Origin of the sequence: Parafrankia discariae (assembly GCF_000373365.1) — a bacterium.
GTDB classification, from domain to species: domain Bacteria; phylum Actinomycetota; class Actinomycetes; order Frankiales; family Frankiaceae; genus Parafrankia; species Parafrankia discariae.
In genome coordinates this window covers 43202-59104 of sequence record NZ_KB891216.1, presented here as the reverse complement: position 1 = coordinate 59104, position 15903 = coordinate 43202, and the positions used below count along the sequence as shown (strand labels likewise).

Sequence of the window (15903 nt, the reverse complement as noted above, 5' to 3'; positions counted from 1 at the left end):
CCGCTCCTCGACGGATTGCCGCCACGTCGACGTCCTGCGTGGAACGGCACCGCCTGCCGGCATTGCTACCATGGTGCCCATTCTCCAGGGCGTGAGTCGGGAGGGGTCCCGAACACCGGCGGAGATTTACCGCGAGCTCCTAGGCCCGACGAGGTTTCGACGCCTCCTCTTTGCAGACCGACCCACTATCGGTCAACCATGCGCGCTGCGCCGGGATTGAATGCCCCGCAGGTCACGATATCGGCCGCGGTTGACGGGGTCAGCTTCGCGGCGACCCGAGCGCCGGGGAGGCGGATTCGGGACAGCGGCGAGCCGGGCACCACCGGAACCTGGGTCAGTGTGACGGTCAGGAGCCCGGTCCGCCGGTGGGGGAGCCGGTGTCGCCGCGCTGGGCCGGTACCGGCGGGACGGTCGGTGTGGCCTGTTTCGCCGGTGCGGGTCGTTCGCCGTTGAGGCGGGCGAGGTAGGCGTTGTAGGCGTCGAGCTGCGCGTCCACCCCGGAGGCGTCGACGCGGCGCTCGCGGGTGCGGGCACGGCGCTCGTCGGTGCGGGCCCACTGCACGGCCAGCACGAGCAGCACCACCAGCGTCGGGACCTCCCCGAACGACCAGGTGATGCCCCCGGCCGTGCCCTGGTCGTGCAGCGGGCTGACGCCCCAGGGACGGACGAGGTGGTCGTACCAGCTGCTGCCCAGCACCGTGGACGTGCTCATGATCGTGAGCCCGAGGAAGGCGTGGAACGGAACCACGGCCATCAGCATCAGCACCCGCCCGGGGTGCGGCGGCCGCTTCGGCAGCGGGTCGATGCCGATGAGGACCTCGAAGAAGTAGAAGCCCGTCATCAGGAAGTGGGCGTTCATCGCGAAGTGGCCGAGGTGGCTGTTCATCAGGTAGCCGAGCAGGTCGCTCAGGTACAGCACGTACAGGCTGCCGGCGAAGTTCGCGGTGACGAACAGCGGATGGGTGACCACCCGGGCGGGCCAGGAGTGCAGGCCGGCGAGCAGCCACTCGCGCGGCCCGGCGCGGTACGGCGCGGACGCCGGCCGCAGCGCGCGCAGCGCGAGGGTGATCGGCGCGCCGAGCACCAGCGGGATCGGCGCCAGCATCGTGAGGATCATGTGCTGGGTCATGTGCACGCTGAGCAGCACCGGCCCGTAGACCCCGAGCCCGCCGGACGTCACGACGGCGACCAGGGCGAGCCCGGTGAGGAACCCGATCGTGCGGCCGACCGGCCAGCTGTCGCCGCGGCGCGCCAGCCGGATGATCCCGGCCAGGTACAGGCCGGCGGCGAGGGCGACCAGGCCGAGGAACACCCAGTCGGGGCGCCAGGAGGAGAGGAGCCGCCCGGGGGTGATCGCCGGGGGCATCGGGTAGCCGAGCAGGGCCTCGGTGGGGTCGGTCGGCAGCGCCGAGTCGTTCACCGGCGGCGCCGTCTGCGACAGGCCCGCGGCCAGGCCGAACGTCGCCGCCAGGACGCAGATCTCGACGACGGCGAGCCGTCGGAACGCGCCCAGCCGGGATGGCACGTCCGTGTTCAGCCGGGACGGCACGTCCGTGGCGGCGACCGTGCCGGTCCCCGCTTCCGCGCCCGCGGCGCTGGCTGCACCCGTGCTCGCGCCCGTGCCCGCGCGGTCGTGAGCCGCGGCGGTGGAGATCACTCGGCGGCGTACCAGTCCGCCGAGCGCGACGGCGGTGAGCAGGCCGGCGGCCTTGCCGAGGACCAGCAGGCCGTACCGGTCCTCGAACAGCGGGCCGAACCCGCCGAGCCGGACGGCGGCGCTGGCCACACCCCCGACCGCGGTCGCGCCCGCGGCCCAGGCCGCCAGCCGCGAGTAGCGGCGCAACGCGGCGGAGAAGGTGGCGTCCGGCAGCGCCCGCATGGTCAGCAGGGCGAGCAGGCCGCCCATCCAGACCACGGCCGCCATGATGTGCAGACCGAGCGCGATCACGGCGAGCGCGTGCTGGGACGACCCGGCCGCGTGCCCGGTGACCACCGGGGGGAGCAGCGCCGCGCAGGCGAGCGCGAGCAGCCAGCCGGCGGCCACGGTCGACATCAGCGTCGCGCCGACCAGCGCGACGACCAGCGCGGCGCCGGCCACGACGAGCAGGGCCCGGCCCTGCGGGGCGGCGGAGACGAAGGAACGCAGCGCCGTCGGGTCCAGCACCTCGCCGGGTGGGCGCGCGGTGATGTCGGAGGCCGTGAAGACCAGTTCGGCGAGCGCCGCCACCGCCCACACCGCCGCCGAGGCCGCGGCGGCCCGTCCGTGGCGGCGGGCCGCCGCGCCGAGCCGGCCCTTCTGGGTCGGGATGAGCACGGCGGCGGCGAGCAGCCAGCCGACCGTCCCGACGGCGGCCACCTCGCTGACCACCCGGGCCACCGGCAGCCCCCAGTGGGTGAGCGAGCCGGGGTCGGGCAGCCCCGGCAGGGCCACCGCCGCGGGGCCGGTGGCGACGACAGCCACCAGTGCCAGCAGCGCCAGCAGTGCGGCGAGCGCGACAACGGGAACGGCCATGGCTTTCTACTCCCGGTTCCGTCGGATCAGCAGTACCGTGCCGCCGAGGACGGCCAGCCCGGCGATGACCACCCCGATGACCCAGCCGTTGCCGCCGCCCTCGGCGGGTTCCGAGGTGGCCGGCGGCGTCGGAGCGGGGTCCGTGGGCCGCGGCGCGGCGGTCGTCGCCGTGCTCGGGGCGGTGCTGGTGCCGCCGGCCGGTGCCGCCGGTGCCGTCGTGGCGACGGTGGCGGGGGGCGCGGCCACCGTGAAGGAGAACTCGCCGCTGATCGGATGCCCGTCGGCCGAGACCACCCGCCAGGCCACGTGGTAGTCACCAGCGGTGACGTCCCGTACCGCGACCGAGAGAGTCGTGTCGGTGACCTGCGGCGGATCGGCCGGGATCTGGCCGCCGCCGTCGCGGGTGACCGCGACCGTCGCGTAGTCCGCCCAGACGGCCTCGCTGAACACCAGCGAGATCCGGGACGGTGGCGCGTCCAGGGTCGACCCGTCCGCCGGGTCGGTGCCGCGTAGCGTTGAGTGCGCCCATGCGGGACGGGGCGTGACGAATATGACGGCCAGCATCATCACGACGACTGCGGTCAGGGTCGTGAGCGCGGCGGTCGACGTCGCGGCGAGCGATCTTCGTTGCACCGGGTCCAGTCTACTTTCTACGCACCGTAGAAGAATCGGCCGCGGTGTGGTCCCGCCCGAGCGGCCTGGACCGTTCGAGTGGCCCGGACCGGTCGAGCGCCCCGGGCCGGTCGGGCGGCCCCGGCCGGCGTGTCCGGAGGTGGCGGTCAACATCCGCAAGATCGTTGGCGCACAATGACATCCATGCAGATCGGTGTCGTGTACCCGCAGATCGAGCTTCGCGGCGACCCGGCGGCCGTCCGGCGGATCGGGACCGCCGTCGAGGAGCTGGGCTTCGACCACCTGCTCGCCTACGACCATGTGCTAGGCGCCGTGCACGTCGACAGGACGCCCGCGCTGACCGGCCCGTACACCGAACGCGACCCGTTCCACGACCCGTTCGTCATGTTCGGTTACCTGGCCGGCATCACCGAGCGCATCGGCTTCGCGACCGGCATCCTGATCCTTCCGCAGCGCCAGACCGCACTGGTGGCCCGGCAGGCCGCCGACGTCGATCTCCTGTCCGGCGGCCGGCTGCGCCTCGGTGTGGGCATCGGCTGGAACCACGTCGAGTACGAGGCCCTCGGTCAGGATTTCCGCACCCGGGGTGCCCGAGAGGAAGAGCAGATCACGCTGCTCCGCCGGTTGTTCACCGAGCCCGTCGTCGACTTCTCCGGCCGCTTCGACCGGATCGACCGGGCCGCGCTCGTGCCGAAGCCGTCCCGGCCCGTCCCGATCTGGCTCGGCGGGTCCGGTGAGAAGGCCTTCGACCGGGCGGCCCGGCTCGCGGACGGCTTCATCTTCTCCGGCAGTCACGGTGTCGAGCAGGCCCTGGACGGCTGGAAGCGGCTCCGCGAGAAGGTGCACGGCCTCGGCCGCCCGGTCGAGGAGTTCGGCGGCAACTACGTGGTCATCGCCAGTGGCGGAACAGGCGACCTGACGGCGGAGATCGACGCCTGGCGCGCGGCCGGCGGAACCCACGTCTCCATCGCCACGATGGGCCGCGGCCTGGACTCCGCCGACGGCCACGTCGACTTCCTCGCCACGGTCGCGGCGGCGCTCAACCTGTCGTGACGAGTACGGCAAGGTCGCCGACGATAGGTGGGTCGGCGGGTGCGACAGTCAACCGTGACGAGCCGTGTGAGCCGTCCTCAGCTTGCTGCCTTCGAAATTCGGATTAGGTCGGGTGATGCTGTCGGCGAGCCCAGGGTACGTTTCTGGGTTAATCCGGGCGGGCAACGTTCGAGGCCGGATCAACGCCGACTCGGCTGCGCGGTCATCGACCGGTGATCGATGGCCGACCCACGGGCTGGCCAGGGCGCTGCCGCGGGACGAATGATGTCCTGGCTCAGGACGAGGACGAGGACGAGGTGAGCGTGGCTGGAACCCCCGAATCCGGTCTTACTTTCGCGTCCAGAAATGATCAATTTTTACGGCCGAAGATCCGCGAGATCACGGTCGGATTTCCTCTGACATGCGGACGGCCTGGAGTATCCGCTGCAAGCGGGCGCGGGGGACCTCGATCGCGGTCAGGTCCAGCATGTCGAGATCGGCTGTGCCCACCTGGGCTCGGACGAGCACGCGGGCGTCGTTCTTGGACAGTGTCCGTCCGTCCCGGGCGGCCCCGCGGATCACGCCCTCGCGTAGCACGTTCCCGAGCCGGCCGTGGGCCCGCTCGAGCAGCCAGCGCGCGGTGAAATCCGCAGCGGCCGGCCGGGTCTGACCTTCGGTTGCCCCTTCGGCGTCTTCCTCGGCACCGGTGCCCATCCCGGTGGCGACCAGGTCCGCACGGACGACCGCATGCCCGCCGCTCTCGTTCCCGCTCGCCCCGCGGGGACCTCCTACCGAGGTCGGTGGGAACGTGAGGCGGTACTTCGGGGCGATCAGGCTTGCGAGAGCGGCCCTGGCGCCGGGGGTCGACACATCGGGATGGTCGACCGGCACGACAAATCGGACCGTCCGCGCTGTCACGGCGAGCAGGCCGCGTAGCAGCAGCGGCCCCGGGTCGGCGGTGAGATCGACGACGACGTTCGCGTCGTCGTCGAGGGCCCGAAGGTAGTCCGAACCGGTGAACAGCGCGCGCAGCCCCAGCCTGCGTGCGTCTGGGGACCTGGTCGAGATGGCGTCGCCGACCACGGTCGTGGCCGGCCCGAGTTCGAGCCCGAGTTCGGCCTTACTCTCCAAAGACTGCGACCCGTGCGTGTAGATACGCAGGCCGAAGTTCTCGACCAGCCGGTCGAGGACCTTCCAGGTGCGGGTGGTCGGCGCGCACACGTACAGATCGCTCGCGCTGCCCACCGCCTGCGCGCCGTCATAGCGGTTGAATGCCGGCAGGATGGCCTCGAAGACGACACCGAACTGCTGCATGGACTGCTGTACCTGAAATCCCAGTGTGGGATGAAGGTGACTGTGGCCGTAAGCCACCGCCACCACCCCGTTCTTCCGGTCTCGCAGCCCGGCGAGTGCCCGCCCCAGGAAAAGGCCGACCCCTTCGGGGGTGTACGGCGGATCGGTGAGGACGAGATCCGCCCACTCCCGTGCCGCGGGAGGCAGCGTGAATCGCAGGTCGCCGAACAGCGTGCGGATCGCCAGCCCCTCGGCCCGCGCCGTGGCGTCGATGTAGTCCAGCGTCCGCTCGTCCAGGTCGACCACGGTGATCTCGGCGCCGGGCTGCCGGCGGGCCAGCGCCACCGAGGTCAGGTCGTGGTCGCCGACGAACAGCACCCGCCGGCCGGCCAGGTCGTAGCTGGTGTCGAGCCAGGCCGCGCGGCGGGCGAGCGTTCCGGCTGTCGCGGCCACGTGGTCGAGATCCCGGCGGGGCGCGGGGGCGTCCTTGATCAGCAGGGCCAGGGTGCCGAGCTCGTCGCCGTCGCGGTCGTCGCCCGCGGTGCCGGCCGGCTCCGGGCCGCCCAAGGCATCCATGCCACCCAGGGAGTCCAGGGCGAATCGGGTGCGATATTCGGCGATGACCTCCGGCCGTAGGCGATGACCGTAGTTGTTTTCGGTGAGATCCGGGCCAAGGCTGCGCAGAAGCTCCTCGACCGCCCGCCGCGGTGTCGCGGTCCGTGTTATCAGAACCTCGATCGGCTGGCTGCCGCGGGTCAACAGCGCGAGAATTTCGCGCAGTGGGCGGGAACGCACACCGTAGCCGGCGACATAGGCGGCGGCGTTGTCCATCGGGGCCTTACCGGCCAAGGACTCGTCCGTCGAGGATTTTTCGCCGGTCATGTTGACATTCATATCATCGGGGGAGTTGCCGTGGTCGGGTCGGTCCCGGACGTGCCGTGGAGGTCGGCGGGCGGCGACCGGCCGGGGGTGTCCCGGGTGGTGGTCGTCGGCGGCGGCTTCGCCGGGGTGAGTCTGCTGCGGCGGTTGGAATCCGCGCTGCCGGCCGCCCGCGCGGAACTCGCCGTGGTCTCGCCGGTCGACCACCTGCTGTACACCTCGCTGGTGCCGCAGGTCTGCGCCAGCACGGTGGAGCCGCGCCACCTGGCCGTGGCGCTGCGCGCCGTGCTGCGCCGCACGCTGCTGCGGCTCGGTGACGTCGTCGCCGCCGACCTGGCCGCGCGCACGGTCACGGTGCGCTCCGCGGACGCCGCGACCAGGACCGCCGGCTGGGACAGATTGGTCCTCGCGCCCGGCTCGGTCACCCGCACCCTGGACGTGCCCGGCCTCGACGAGCACGCCCTCGGGCTGAAGAACCTCGACGAGGCCGTGGCGCTGCGCGACCACGTCCTGCGCCGGCTGGAGCTGGCCGACGCCGCCGACGACCCGCGCCGCCGCGCCGCGCTGTGCACGTTCGTCGTGGTCGGCGGCGGCTACACCGGGACGGAGCTCGCCGCGCAGATGGTCGGGTTCACCCGGCACGCCGCCGCGGCCTACCAGCGGCTGCGGCCGTCCGACGTGCGCTGGCTGCTGGTCGACCACGCGCCGCGGGTGCTGCACGAGCTGTCACCGGCGCTGGGGATCCGGGCGGCCCGGGTACTCGCCGGGCGCGGGGTCGAAGTCCACCTGAGCACCTCGGTGGTGGAGATCGGCGCCGAGTCGGTCACGCTCAGCGCCGGCAGGCCGACGTTGCGCACCCGGACGAGCGTGCCGACCCACACCGTCGTCTGGTGCGCCGGGGTGAGCCCCAGCCCGCTCGTCGGCGCGCTCGGGCTGCCCACCGCGCACGGCCGGCTGATCGTGGACGAGTTCTTCCGCGTCCCCTCCGTGGACGGGGTGTTCGCGCTCGGGGACGCCGCCGCCGTCCCCGACGTGACGCGTGGGGGAGCGCCGGCCGGGCAGACCGCGCAGCACGCGATCCGCCAGGGCCGGGTGGCGGCCCGCAACGTGGCCGCCTCGCTCGGGTACGGCTCGCCGCGCCGGTACCGGCACCGTGACCTGGGCTTCGTGGTGGATCTCGGCGGCCGGGCCGCGGTGGCGAACCCGTTCGGCCTCACTCTGAGCGGGCCGCCGGCGGCCCTGCTGACCCGGGCGTACCACCTGGCCGCGCTCCCCGCGGGCGCGAACCGGGTCAGGGTGGCGACCGACTGGGTGCTCAACGGCGTGCTGGGTCCGGAGATCACCCACTTCGACGCGTCCGTCCCGGAACGGGCGGAGATCGCCACGTCGGAGCACACCCGGATCTACCAGCCCACACGCTGACAGGCCGCCGGGCCGCCGCCGGCCGGAGATCCAGAGTGCGTCGCGCCGCTTCGGTGGAATACATCCCTACGATCGCGGAAGTAGGTCGTGTTCTTACCGGTGTGTCGCGAGGCGCGGCGCGCCGAGACGAGGAGGCGCGGGATGGCGCTCGGCGCTCGGCTGGACCGGGCGCAGCAGAGCAGGCCGAGGATCGCGTTCCCGCTCGCGGTGATCTACAAGTTCGCGGAGGACCAGGGCGGCTACTTGGCCGCACTGATCGCGTTCTACGGATTCCTCTCCCTGTTCCCGCTGCTCCTGCTGCTCACGACCGGCCTCGGGTTCGTCCTCGCCGGGCACCCCGACCTCCAGGAGCAGGTGGTCAGCTCCGCGCTCAGCCAGTTCCCGATCATCGGTGACCAGCTTCGCAGCGACGTCCAGGCGCTGCGCGGGAGCGCCGCGGCGGTGGCGATCGGGGTGGCCGGCAGCATCTGGGGCAGCCTGGGGGTGGCCCGCGCGATCGGGAACGCGCTGGACACGGTCTGGGCGGTGCCGCGGCGCTCCCGGCCGAACCCGTTCTTCGCCCGGGTGCGCAGCTTCGGCCTCATCGGCCTGCTCGGGCTCGGTGTGGTGCTGACGACGCTGCTGTCGGCCATCACCACCCGGGCCGGCGACCTGGGTACCGGCCTCGGCATCGGGGCGCAGATCCTCGCGGTGGTGCTGGGTATCGCCGGGAACACCGGGCTGATCCTGGTCGCCTTCCGGCTGCTGACGGTCAAGTCGGTGTCGTTCGGCCAGATCCTGCCCGGGGCCACGCTCGCCGCCCTGGGCTGGCAGCTGCTCCAGTCGGCCGGCACCTACCTCCTCCAGTACCAGCTGCAGGGACGTACGCAGGTGTACGGCCTGTTCGCGTTGGTGCTGGGCCTCGTCACCTGGTTGTATCTCCTCTCCGCGGTGATCGTGTTCGCGATGGAGATCAACACGGTGCGCGCCGGTCGGCTCTACCCCCGGGCGCTGCTCACCCCGTTCGTGGACGATGTCGTCCTCACCGACTCCGACCGGCGGGTGTACACCGCGTACGCCCAGGCGGAGCAGTTCAAGAGCTTCCAGCAGGTCGACGTCTCCTTCGACGCCGCCCCCGCCGATCCCGCCGATCCCGCCGATCCCGCCGATCCCGCCGGCGATGGTCCCGCCACCGCCGCTGACGGCGCTGCCGCCGGCGGCGCCGTCGACCAGGATCGACCCATGGAGCTGACACACGCGATGCGCACGACGGGCACCTGCCGGCGGTTCCGGCCCGACCCGGTGCCCGACGACGTCCTCGTCGCCGCGTTCGACGCGGCCCGGTTCGGCCCGCAGGGCGGGAACCGGCAGCCGGTCCGGTTCGTGGTGGTCCGCGACCCGGAGCGCCGGCGGGTGCTCGCCGACCTCTACCTGGCCCGCTGGCAGCCCTACCTCGACGAGCGCGGGATCGGTACGCCGACCGAGGCCGACCATTTCGCGCGCACCCTGGCGGACGTCCCGGTGCTGGTCGTGGTGTGCGCGAAGCTCACGGCGCTGCATCCCACCGACACCGAGCTCGACCGGCTGAGCATCGTCGGCGGGGCGTCGGTCTACCCGATCGTGCAGAACCTCTGCCTCGCGCTGCGCGGCGCCGGGGTGGCCACCGCGCTGACGACGCTGCTGGTCGCCGACGAGCCGAAGATCGCCGAGCTGCTCGACATCCCGGACGGCTACGCCACCGCCGCGCACCTCGCGGTGGGCTATCCCGAGCGTGGTTTCCCGAGCAGCCTGCGGCGCCGTCCGGTCGAGGAACTCGTCTTCGGGGACGCCTTCGGCCGTCCGCTGGGCGAGACCGTGGGTGAGACCGGACGAGTGGGCGAGTCCGGCTGAATAGACGAGACTGGATGGATGACGCGAGAGCAGGTCGAGGTCGAGGTGACCGGAATCGTGCAGGGCGTCGGTTTCCGGCCCTTTCGTCTACGGGCTGGCCACCCGGCTCGGTCTGAGCGGCCAGGTCGCCAACGACGCTGAGGGCGTCCACATCGCGCTGGACGGCGCCGCCCCGGACATCGCCGCGTTCCTGGCCGCGCTGCGCGAGGAGGCGCCGCTGCTCGCCCAGATCGACAGCGTGGACGTCTCCGGCGGTCCCGCGCCGCCCGGAGCCGGGCCGGTGGCGCCGGGGTTCCGGATCGCCCCCAGCGACCCGGCCCGCGGCGGAGCCGGGCCGCGGACGCGGGTCTGCGCGGACAGCGCCACCTGCGCGGACTGCCTGGCCGAGCTCGCCGACCCGGCCGACCGGCGCTACCGCTACCCGTTCATCAACTGCACCAACTGCGGCCCCCGGTTCACGATCATCCGGGACGTCCCCTACGACCGGCCGGCCACGACGATGGCGGGGTTCCGGATGTGCGCGCGCTGCCGGGCGGAGTACGAGGACCCGGCCGACCGCCGCTTCCACGCCCAGCCGGTGTGCTGCCCGGACTGCGGCCCCACCCTCAGCTTCCAGCCCACCGCCTGCGCGCCCACCGTGTTCGAGTCCGCCGTGTTCGAGCCCCCCGGCGCCGCGGCGCCGGCGTCCGCCGGGCCGCTGGAGCGGGCCGCGGGGCTGCTGCGGGCCGGCGGGATCCTCGCGGTGAAGGGACTGGGCGGCTACCACCTGGCCGTGCTCGCCGCGGACGAGTCCGCGGTGGCGGCCCTGCGCCGGCGCAAGCACCGGGACGCCAAGCCGTTCGCCGTCATGGTGCGCGACCTGGCGACCGTCGAGGAGATGTGCTGCCTCGACCCCACCGCCCGCGTCCTGCTCACCGGACGGCGCCGGCCGATCGTCCTGGTCGAGCGCTGTCGGCGCGCCGGGCGGGTCGCCCCGTCGGTGGCACCGGGCACCGAGACGCTCGGCCTGATGCTGCCCTACACGCCGCTGCATCACCTCCTGCTCGGCCTGCTGCCCGGTCCGATCGTGCTGACCAGCGGCAACATCTCCGACGAGCCGATCGTGTACCGCGACGACGAGGCGTTCGCCGCGCTGCGCCCGGTCGCGGACGGCTTCCTCACCCACGACCGCGCCATCCACACCAGGCTCGACGACTCGGTGGCCCGGTCGGTGCGCGGCCGGGAGACCCTCGTGCGCCGCTCCCGCGGCTACGCCCCGGAACCGCTGGCGCTGCCCTGGGACGTCCACCGGCCGGTGCTGGCCTGCGGGGCCGAGCTGAAGAACACCGTGTGCCTGGCGGCGGGGCGGCGGGCGTACCTGTCCGGCCACATCGGGGACCTGGAGAACCACGAGACGCTGCGGTCGTTCGTCGGCGGGATCGACCATCTGCGCCGGCTGTTCGACATCTCGCCCGAGTTGGTCGCGCACGACCTGCACCCGGAGTACCTGTCCACGAAGTGGGCGCTGGAGCAGGACCTGCCGGTCGTCGGCGTGCAGCACCACCACGCGCACATCGCCTCCTGCCTGGCGGACAACGGCCAGCCCGGCCCGGTGCTCGGTGTCGCCTTCGACGGCCTCGGCTACGGCCCGGACGGCACCCTGTGGGGCGGCGAGTTCCTGTGGGCCGACCTGGCCGGCTTCACCCGGCTCGCGCATCTCGCGCCCGTCCCGATGCCCGGGGGCGCGGCCGCGGTCCGGGCCCCGTGGCGGATGGCCGCCGCCCACCTGCTCGCCGCCGGCGTCGACGACCAGGAGCGCCTCGCGGTCGCCCGCCGCAACGCCGACCGCTGGGCCGCGGTCACCGCCCTGGCCGGCGCCGGTACCGCCCCGTCCCCGGTGGGCGCCCCGCTGACCAGCAGCGTCGGACGGCTCTTCGACGCGGTCGCCGCCCTCGTCGGCGTCCGGGACACGATCACTTACGAGGGCCAGGCCGCCGTCGAGCTGGAGCGGATCGCCGCCCCCGGCGACTACGGCCGCTACCCGGCGAGCATCCCGGCGCCGGGCGCCGGCCTTCTGTCGCCGGGCGGCGGTGCTGTGCCGCCAGGCGGTGGTGCCGGGCCGCCGTCCGAGGGTGGTGCCATGCCGTCCGAGGGTGGTGCTGGGCCGTCAGGGGGCGGGCTGCGACTGCCGGGGGCCGATCTCATCCGTGGCGTCGTGGACGACCTGCGTGAGCGCGTCGACCCCGCGGTGATCGCCGCCCGCTTCCACAGCACGCTGGCCGGGCTCACCGTCGACACCTGCGTCGCCCTGTACGACCGACTCCCCGCGGCGCCGAGCGGCCCGGGCATTCCGGGGCTCCCGGCGGGAACGGCGGGAACGGCGGGAACGGTGGCGCTCTCCGGCGGGGTCTTCGGCAACCTGCGGCTGCTCGGTGAGATCGTGGACGGGCTGGTCGACCGGGGCTTCACCGTCCTGACCCACTCCCGGGTGCCCTGCAACGACGGCGGGATCAGCCTCGGTCAGGCGGTGGTCGCGAACGCCCGCGGCCAGCGGCGCACCTGACCGACCGGCGGTGCGCACGGAACCGGACGAAACCGCACCGAACAAAGCCGTGCGCACCGGAACAAAAGTCCCGCGCGCCGGGCCGGTCTACTCGCCATTTGGCATCCTGCTCGCCGTTTCTGGGCGAAATTGGCGGGAAACTCTGCCTGAAACGGCGAGAAGGAAATCAAACGGCGAGGAGCCGAGCTCCAGAAGCGGCGGGCTCCAGGGCTGGGCGGCGAGAACAGGGAGCGGGGTGAATCAGGACGGGCCGCCGGTGGCCGGCGGGCCTGATCGCGCGCGCAGCCAGTCGTACCAGTCGGTGAGCCCGGTGCCGGCGGTCGCCGACACCGGCAGCACCGGGGCGGACGGGTTGACCAGCCGTACGGACCCGGCGAACAGGTCGCCGTCGAAGGCCAGGTAGGGCAGCAGGTCGACCTTGGTGAGCAGGACCAGGTCGGCGACCCGGTACATGTGCGGGTACTTGCTGGGCTTGTCCTCGCCCTCGGTGACCGAGGCGAGCACCACCCGGGCGGACTCCCCGAGGTCGAACAGCCCCGGGCAGACCAGGTTGCCGACGTTCTCGATCAGCACCACCGCCCCGGGCGGCGGGTCCAGCTCCCGCAGGGCCCGCCCGACCGTCGCCGCCTCCAGATGACAGCCGGTGCCGGTGTTCACCTGGACGGCGCGGGCACCGGTGGCGCGGATGCGCTCGGCGTCCAGCGGTGTCTCCTGGTCGCCTTCGATGACGGCGCAGGTGACAGTCCCCGCGACGGCGCGGATCGTGTGCTCCAGCAGCGTCGTCTTGCCCGCGCCCGGCGAGCTCATCAGGTTGACGGCCGACACCCGCCGGGCCGCCAGCCATGCCCGGTTGTCCTCCGCTGACTCAGTGTTGCGCGCCAGCACGTCCAGCTCCAGCCGCAGCGTCCGCGTTCCGGCCGGCTCCGTGGTTCTCGCCGGTGCCGCCGTCGCCGAGGAGACGGTCGCCTCCTGGCTGCCACAGCCGCAGGTACCGCACATCAGGCCACCTCCGCTCCCACAGTCCTCCCGCTCGATCAGGGCTCCCGCCAGCGGCTCCCGTCCGACCCGCTCGGCCACCGCTGCCACCGGGCGTCAGCGCACCTCGACGGCGGTGATCCGGACCTGCTCACCGCCGGTCAGCTCGATCTCGCGGCTCCCGCAGCCACACGGCGTGAGCAGGTCCGGCAGGTCGACGTCCGCCCCGCACCGCCGGCAGTGGCCCCGCCCGGGCGGCTCGGCGATGTCGAGCCGGGCGCCGTCGAGCGACGTCCCGGCGGCGACCAGGTCGAAGCAGAAGCGCAGCGGCGAGGTCATCACCCCGGACAGCCGCCCGACCTCGAGGGCCACCCGGGTCACCCGGACGTCGTCCGGGACCCGCCGGGCGACCATGTCGACCAGTTCGACGGTGACCGAGAGCTCGTGCACCGCTGCCGCCGGCCCGGTCAGCAGATCCGCGGCAGCGGGTCGCCGACCAGCAGGTCGACGATGCGGGTCCCGCCGAACGCGGTGTTGAGCAGCACCATGCCCGGTGGGTCGTCGGCGATCCGCCCGATCACCGCCGCGTCCACGCCCAGCGGGTGCGAGCGCAGCGCCGCCAGCGCCGCCTCCGTCGCCTCCGCGGCGACGACGACCACCATCCGGCCCTCGCAGGCCACGTACAGCGGGTCGAGACCGAGCAGCTCGCAGGCGCCGCGCACGGTGGGCCGCACCGGCACCGCGTCCTCGTCGACGATCACCCCGACACCGGCGGCGGTCGCGACCTCGTTGAGGATCGTCGCCACCCCGCCGCGGGTCGCGTCGCGCATCGCCCGCACCCCCGGACCGTCCGCCGGCGCGCCGACCGCGGTCAGCAGCCGGGACGTCAGCCCGGCCAGCGAGGCGGTGTCGGAGGTGACGTCCGCGCTGATGTCGAGCTCACCGCGGGCCAGCAGCACCGTGATCCCGTGGTCGCCGATCGGCCCGGTGACCAGGACGGTGTCGCCCGGTCGGGCCCGCGCGGCTCCCAGGTGGACGTCCGCCGGCACGAGCCCGACCCCGGTGGTCGTGACGTAGCAGCCGTCGGCGCGCCCGCGCTGGACGACCTTCGTGTCCCCGGTGACGATCGACACCCCCGCGTCGGTGGCCGCGCGGGCCATCGACGCCACGATCCGGCGCAGGTCGTCGACGGCCAGCCCCTCCTCGAGGATGACCGCGCAGGCCAGGTGCAGCGGACACGCCCCGGCGACCGCCAGGTCGTTGACCGTGCCGTTCACGGCGAGGTCACCGATGTCACCACCGGGGAAGAACAGCGGGGTCACGACGAACGAGTCGGTCGTCAGCGCCAGGCGCGTCCCGTCGGCGCTGAACACCGCCGCGTCCTCGAGCGGCTCCAGCAGCGGGTTGCGCAGCTCTTCCAGGAACACGGCGTCGACGAGGGTCGCGGTGGCCTTGCCGCCGGCGCCGTGCGCCGAGGTGATGTGGGTGTCGCGCAGCTTCGGCCGGCGCCGCCGCGCGGCCTCGACCCGGCCCAGGACACCGCTCTCGCTCCGATCGGCCGCGGTTCTCGTCCCGGCCGCCGTCCTCGTCGTGGTCATGAGCGACTCAGCTCCTTCGCGGGCCCGGTGGCGCGGTGCCGGGCGCGGCCGAAGTTGTAGTAGGCCGCGCAGGCGCCCTCCGGGGAGACCATGCAGGCGCCGATCGGCGTCTCCGGGGTGCAGCCGGTGCCGAAGACCTTGCACTCCCATGGCTTGATGACCCCGGTCAGCACCTCGCCGCACTGGCAGGCCTTCGGGTCCTCGACCCGGGCGCCCGGCGGGGCGAAGATCCGCTCGGCGTCGAAGGCGGCGTACCGCTCCCGCACCCGCATCGCCGACCACGGGATGCGTCCCAGCCCGCGCCACTCGAAGTCCGGCCGTGGCTCCAGCACCTCGTCGATCACGGCGAGCGCGACCGGGTTGCCCGCGGCCGCCACCACCCGGGTGTACTGGTTCTCCACCTCGCAACGCCCGTCGCGCAGCTGCCGCAGCAGCTGGTGGATGGACTGCAGGATGTCCAGCGGCTCGAACCCGGAGACCACCAGCGGCCGGCCGTAGTCGCGGGGGATGAAGTCGTACGGCCGGCAGCCGATCACCGTCGAGACGTGTCCCGGGCCGACGAACCCGTCGATGCGCACGTCGGGGGAGTCCAGGATCGCCCGCAGCGCCGGCACGATCGTGATGTGGTTGCAGAAGACCGAGAAGTTCCGCAGCCCCTCGGCCGCCGCCCGCCGCACCGTCAGCGCGGTGGACGGCGTCGTCGTCTCGAAGCCGATCGCCATGAACACGACCCGCCGGTCCGGGTTCGCCCGCGCGATCTTCAGCGAGTCCAGCGGCGAGTAGACCATCCGGATGTCGGTGCCCTCGGCGTTGGCGTCGAAGAACGAGCCGTGGCTGCCGGGCACCCGCATCATGTCGCCGAACGAGGTCATGATGACGCCGTCCTGGCGGGCGATGTGCATGGCGTCGTCGACCCGTCCCATCGGGATGACGCACACCGGGCAGCCCGGCCCGTGCACCAGCGAGACCGCCGGTGGCAGGTGGTCCTCCAGTCCGTGCTTGTAGATCGTGTGCGTGTGCCCGCCGCACACCTCCATGAACGCGTAGGCCCGGCCCGGCTCGCAGAGCCCGGCGATCCGGGCGGACAGCGCCCGTGCGGTGCCCGCGTCCCGGTACTCGTCGACGAAGCGCATCTCCTCCGCCTCTCC

The 15903-nt window shown here is 73.3% G+C and carries 12 protein-coding genes; 5 read left to right on the top strand and 7 right to left on the bottom strand.

The genetic code is table 11. The features are described 5' to 3' along the window. Positions 1-346: 346 nt before the first annotated feature. Both B056_RS0116155 and B056_RS0116150 read right to left on the bottom strand, forming a co-directional pair. A complete protein-coding gene (locus B056_RS0116155) occupies positions 347-2512 on the bottom strand; it encodes a cytochrome c oxidase assembly protein (protein WP_018502904.1) in 2166 nt (721 codons plus the stop codon). A 6-nt stretch (positions 2513-2518) separates the two neighbouring features. Further along, a complete protein-coding gene (locus B056_RS0116150; protein WP_018502903.1) occupies positions 2519-3145 on the bottom strand; it encodes a copper resistance CopC family protein in 627 nt (208 codons plus the stop codon). A gap of 183 nt (positions 3146-3328) precedes the next feature. Here B056_RS0116150 and B056_RS0116145 point away from each other — a divergent pair, with 183 nt between their 5' ends. Further along, complete coding sequence (locus B056_RS0116145) at positions 3329-4198, top strand: LLM class F420-dependent oxidoreductase (RefSeq protein ID WP_018502902.1); 870 nt, start codon at positions 3329-3331, stop codon at positions 4196-4198. A 378-nt stretch (positions 4199-4576) separates the two neighbouring features. On the opposite strand, the gene B056_RS0116140 is transcribed toward B056_RS0116145, so the two are convergent. Continuing rightward, on the bottom strand, positions 4577-6352 hold the full coding sequence (locus B056_RS0116140; RefSeq protein WP_230203027.1) for a bis-aminopropyl spermidine synthase family protein: 1776 nt from the start codon (positions 6350-6352) through the stop codon (positions 4577-4579). Between the two features lie 30 nt (positions 6353-6382). Between B056_RS0116140 and B056_RS0116135 the strand changes: the two genes are divergently transcribed. The 4 genes from B056_RS0116135 to hypF all read left to right on the top strand — a co-directional run bounded on the left by B056_RS0116135 (position 6383) and on the right by hypF (position 12182). Further along, entirely contained in the window at positions 6383-7771 is a 1389-nt protein-coding gene (locus B056_RS0116135) for an NAD(P)/FAD-dependent oxidoreductase (RefSeq protein ID WP_018502900.1), read from the top strand. A 141-nt stretch (positions 7772-7912) separates the two neighbouring features. Further along, positions 7913-9640: a YhjD/YihY/BrkB family envelope integrity protein gene (locus B056_RS39480; RefSeq protein ID WP_018502899.1), complete on the top strand. Its 1728-nt coding sequence runs from the start codon at positions 7913-7915 to the stop codon at positions 9638-9640. A gap of 18 nt (positions 9641-9658) precedes the next feature. Then, on the top strand, positions 9659-9781 hold the full coding sequence (locus B056_RS42785) for an acylphosphatase (RefSeq protein ID WP_154677063.1): 123 nt from the start codon (positions 9659-9661) through the stop codon (positions 9779-9781). Then, complete coding sequence (hypF, locus tag B056_RS36745; protein ID WP_154677062.1) at positions 9753-12182, top strand: carbamoyltransferase HypF; 2430 nt, start codon at positions 9753-9755, stop codon at positions 12180-12182. The genes B056_RS42785 and hypF overlap by 29 nt, the downstream gene beginning before the upstream one ends. 240 nt (positions 12183-12422) lie before the next feature. On the opposite strand, the gene hypB is transcribed toward hypF, so the two are convergent. From hypB to hypD, 4 genes are all read right to left on the bottom strand, one after another. Continuing rightward, positions 12423-13181, bottom strand: a complete 759-nt coding sequence (gene hypB / locus B056_RS0116120; RefSeq protein ID WP_035751684.1) for a hydrogenase nickel incorporation protein HypB — start codon at positions 13179-13181, stop codon at positions 12423-12425. Between the two features lie 93 nt (positions 13182-13274). Next, the gene (locus tag B056_RS0116115; RefSeq protein WP_018502896.1) at positions 13275-13607 is read right to left on the bottom strand and encodes a hydrogenase maturation nickel metallochaperone HypA/HybF; all 333 of its coding nucleotides are present in this window, start codon (positions 13605-13607) and stop codon (positions 13275-13277) included. 17 nt (positions 13608-13624) lie between these two features. Further along, positions 13625-14755: a hydrogenase expression/formation protein HypE gene (hypE, locus tag B056_RS0116110; protein ID WP_018502895.1), complete on the bottom strand. Its 1131-nt coding sequence runs from the start codon at positions 14753-14755 to the stop codon at positions 13625-13627. Then, positions 14752-15888 (bottom strand): hydrogenase formation protein HypD, encoded by a 1137-nt coding sequence (hypD, locus tag B056_RS0116105; RefSeq protein WP_018502894.1) that lies wholly within the window; start codon positions 15886-15888, stop codon positions 14752-14754. Before hypD ends, hypE begins: the two co-directional genes overlap by 4 nt. Positions 15889-15903 lie beyond the last annotated feature (15 nt).

Coding starts and splice junctions, on each gene's coding strand:
- B056_RS0116155 (WP_018502904.1), bottom strand. CDS start 2,512: ATGGCCGTTCCCGTTGTCGCGCTCGCCGCACTGCTGGCGCTGCTGGCA.
- B056_RS0116145 (WP_018502902.1), top strand. CDS start 3,329: ATGCAGATCGGTGTCGTGTACCCGCAGATCGAGCTTCGCGGCGACCCG.
- B056_RS0116140 (WP_230203027.1), bottom strand. CDS start 6,352: ATGACCGGCGAAAAATCCTCGACGGACGAGTCCTTGGCCGGTAAGGCC.
- B056_RS39480 (WP_018502899.1), top strand. CDS start 7,913: ATGGCGCTCGGCGCTCGGCTGGACCGGGCGCAGCAGAGCAGGCCGAGG.
- B056_RS42785 (WP_154677063.1), top strand. CDS start 9,659: ATGACGCGAGAGCAGGTCGAGGTCGAGGTGACCGGAATCGTGCAGGGC.
- hypB (WP_035751684.1), bottom strand. CDS start 13,181: ATGTGCGGTACCTGCGGCTGTGGCAGCCAGGAGGCGACCGTCTCCTCG.
- hypE (WP_018502895.1), bottom strand. CDS start 14,755: ATGACCACGACGAGGACGGCGGCCGGGACGAGAACCGCGGCCGATCGG.
- hypD (WP_018502894.1), bottom strand. CDS start 15,888: ATGCGCTTCGTCGACGAGTACCGGGACGCGGGCACCGCACGGGCGCTG.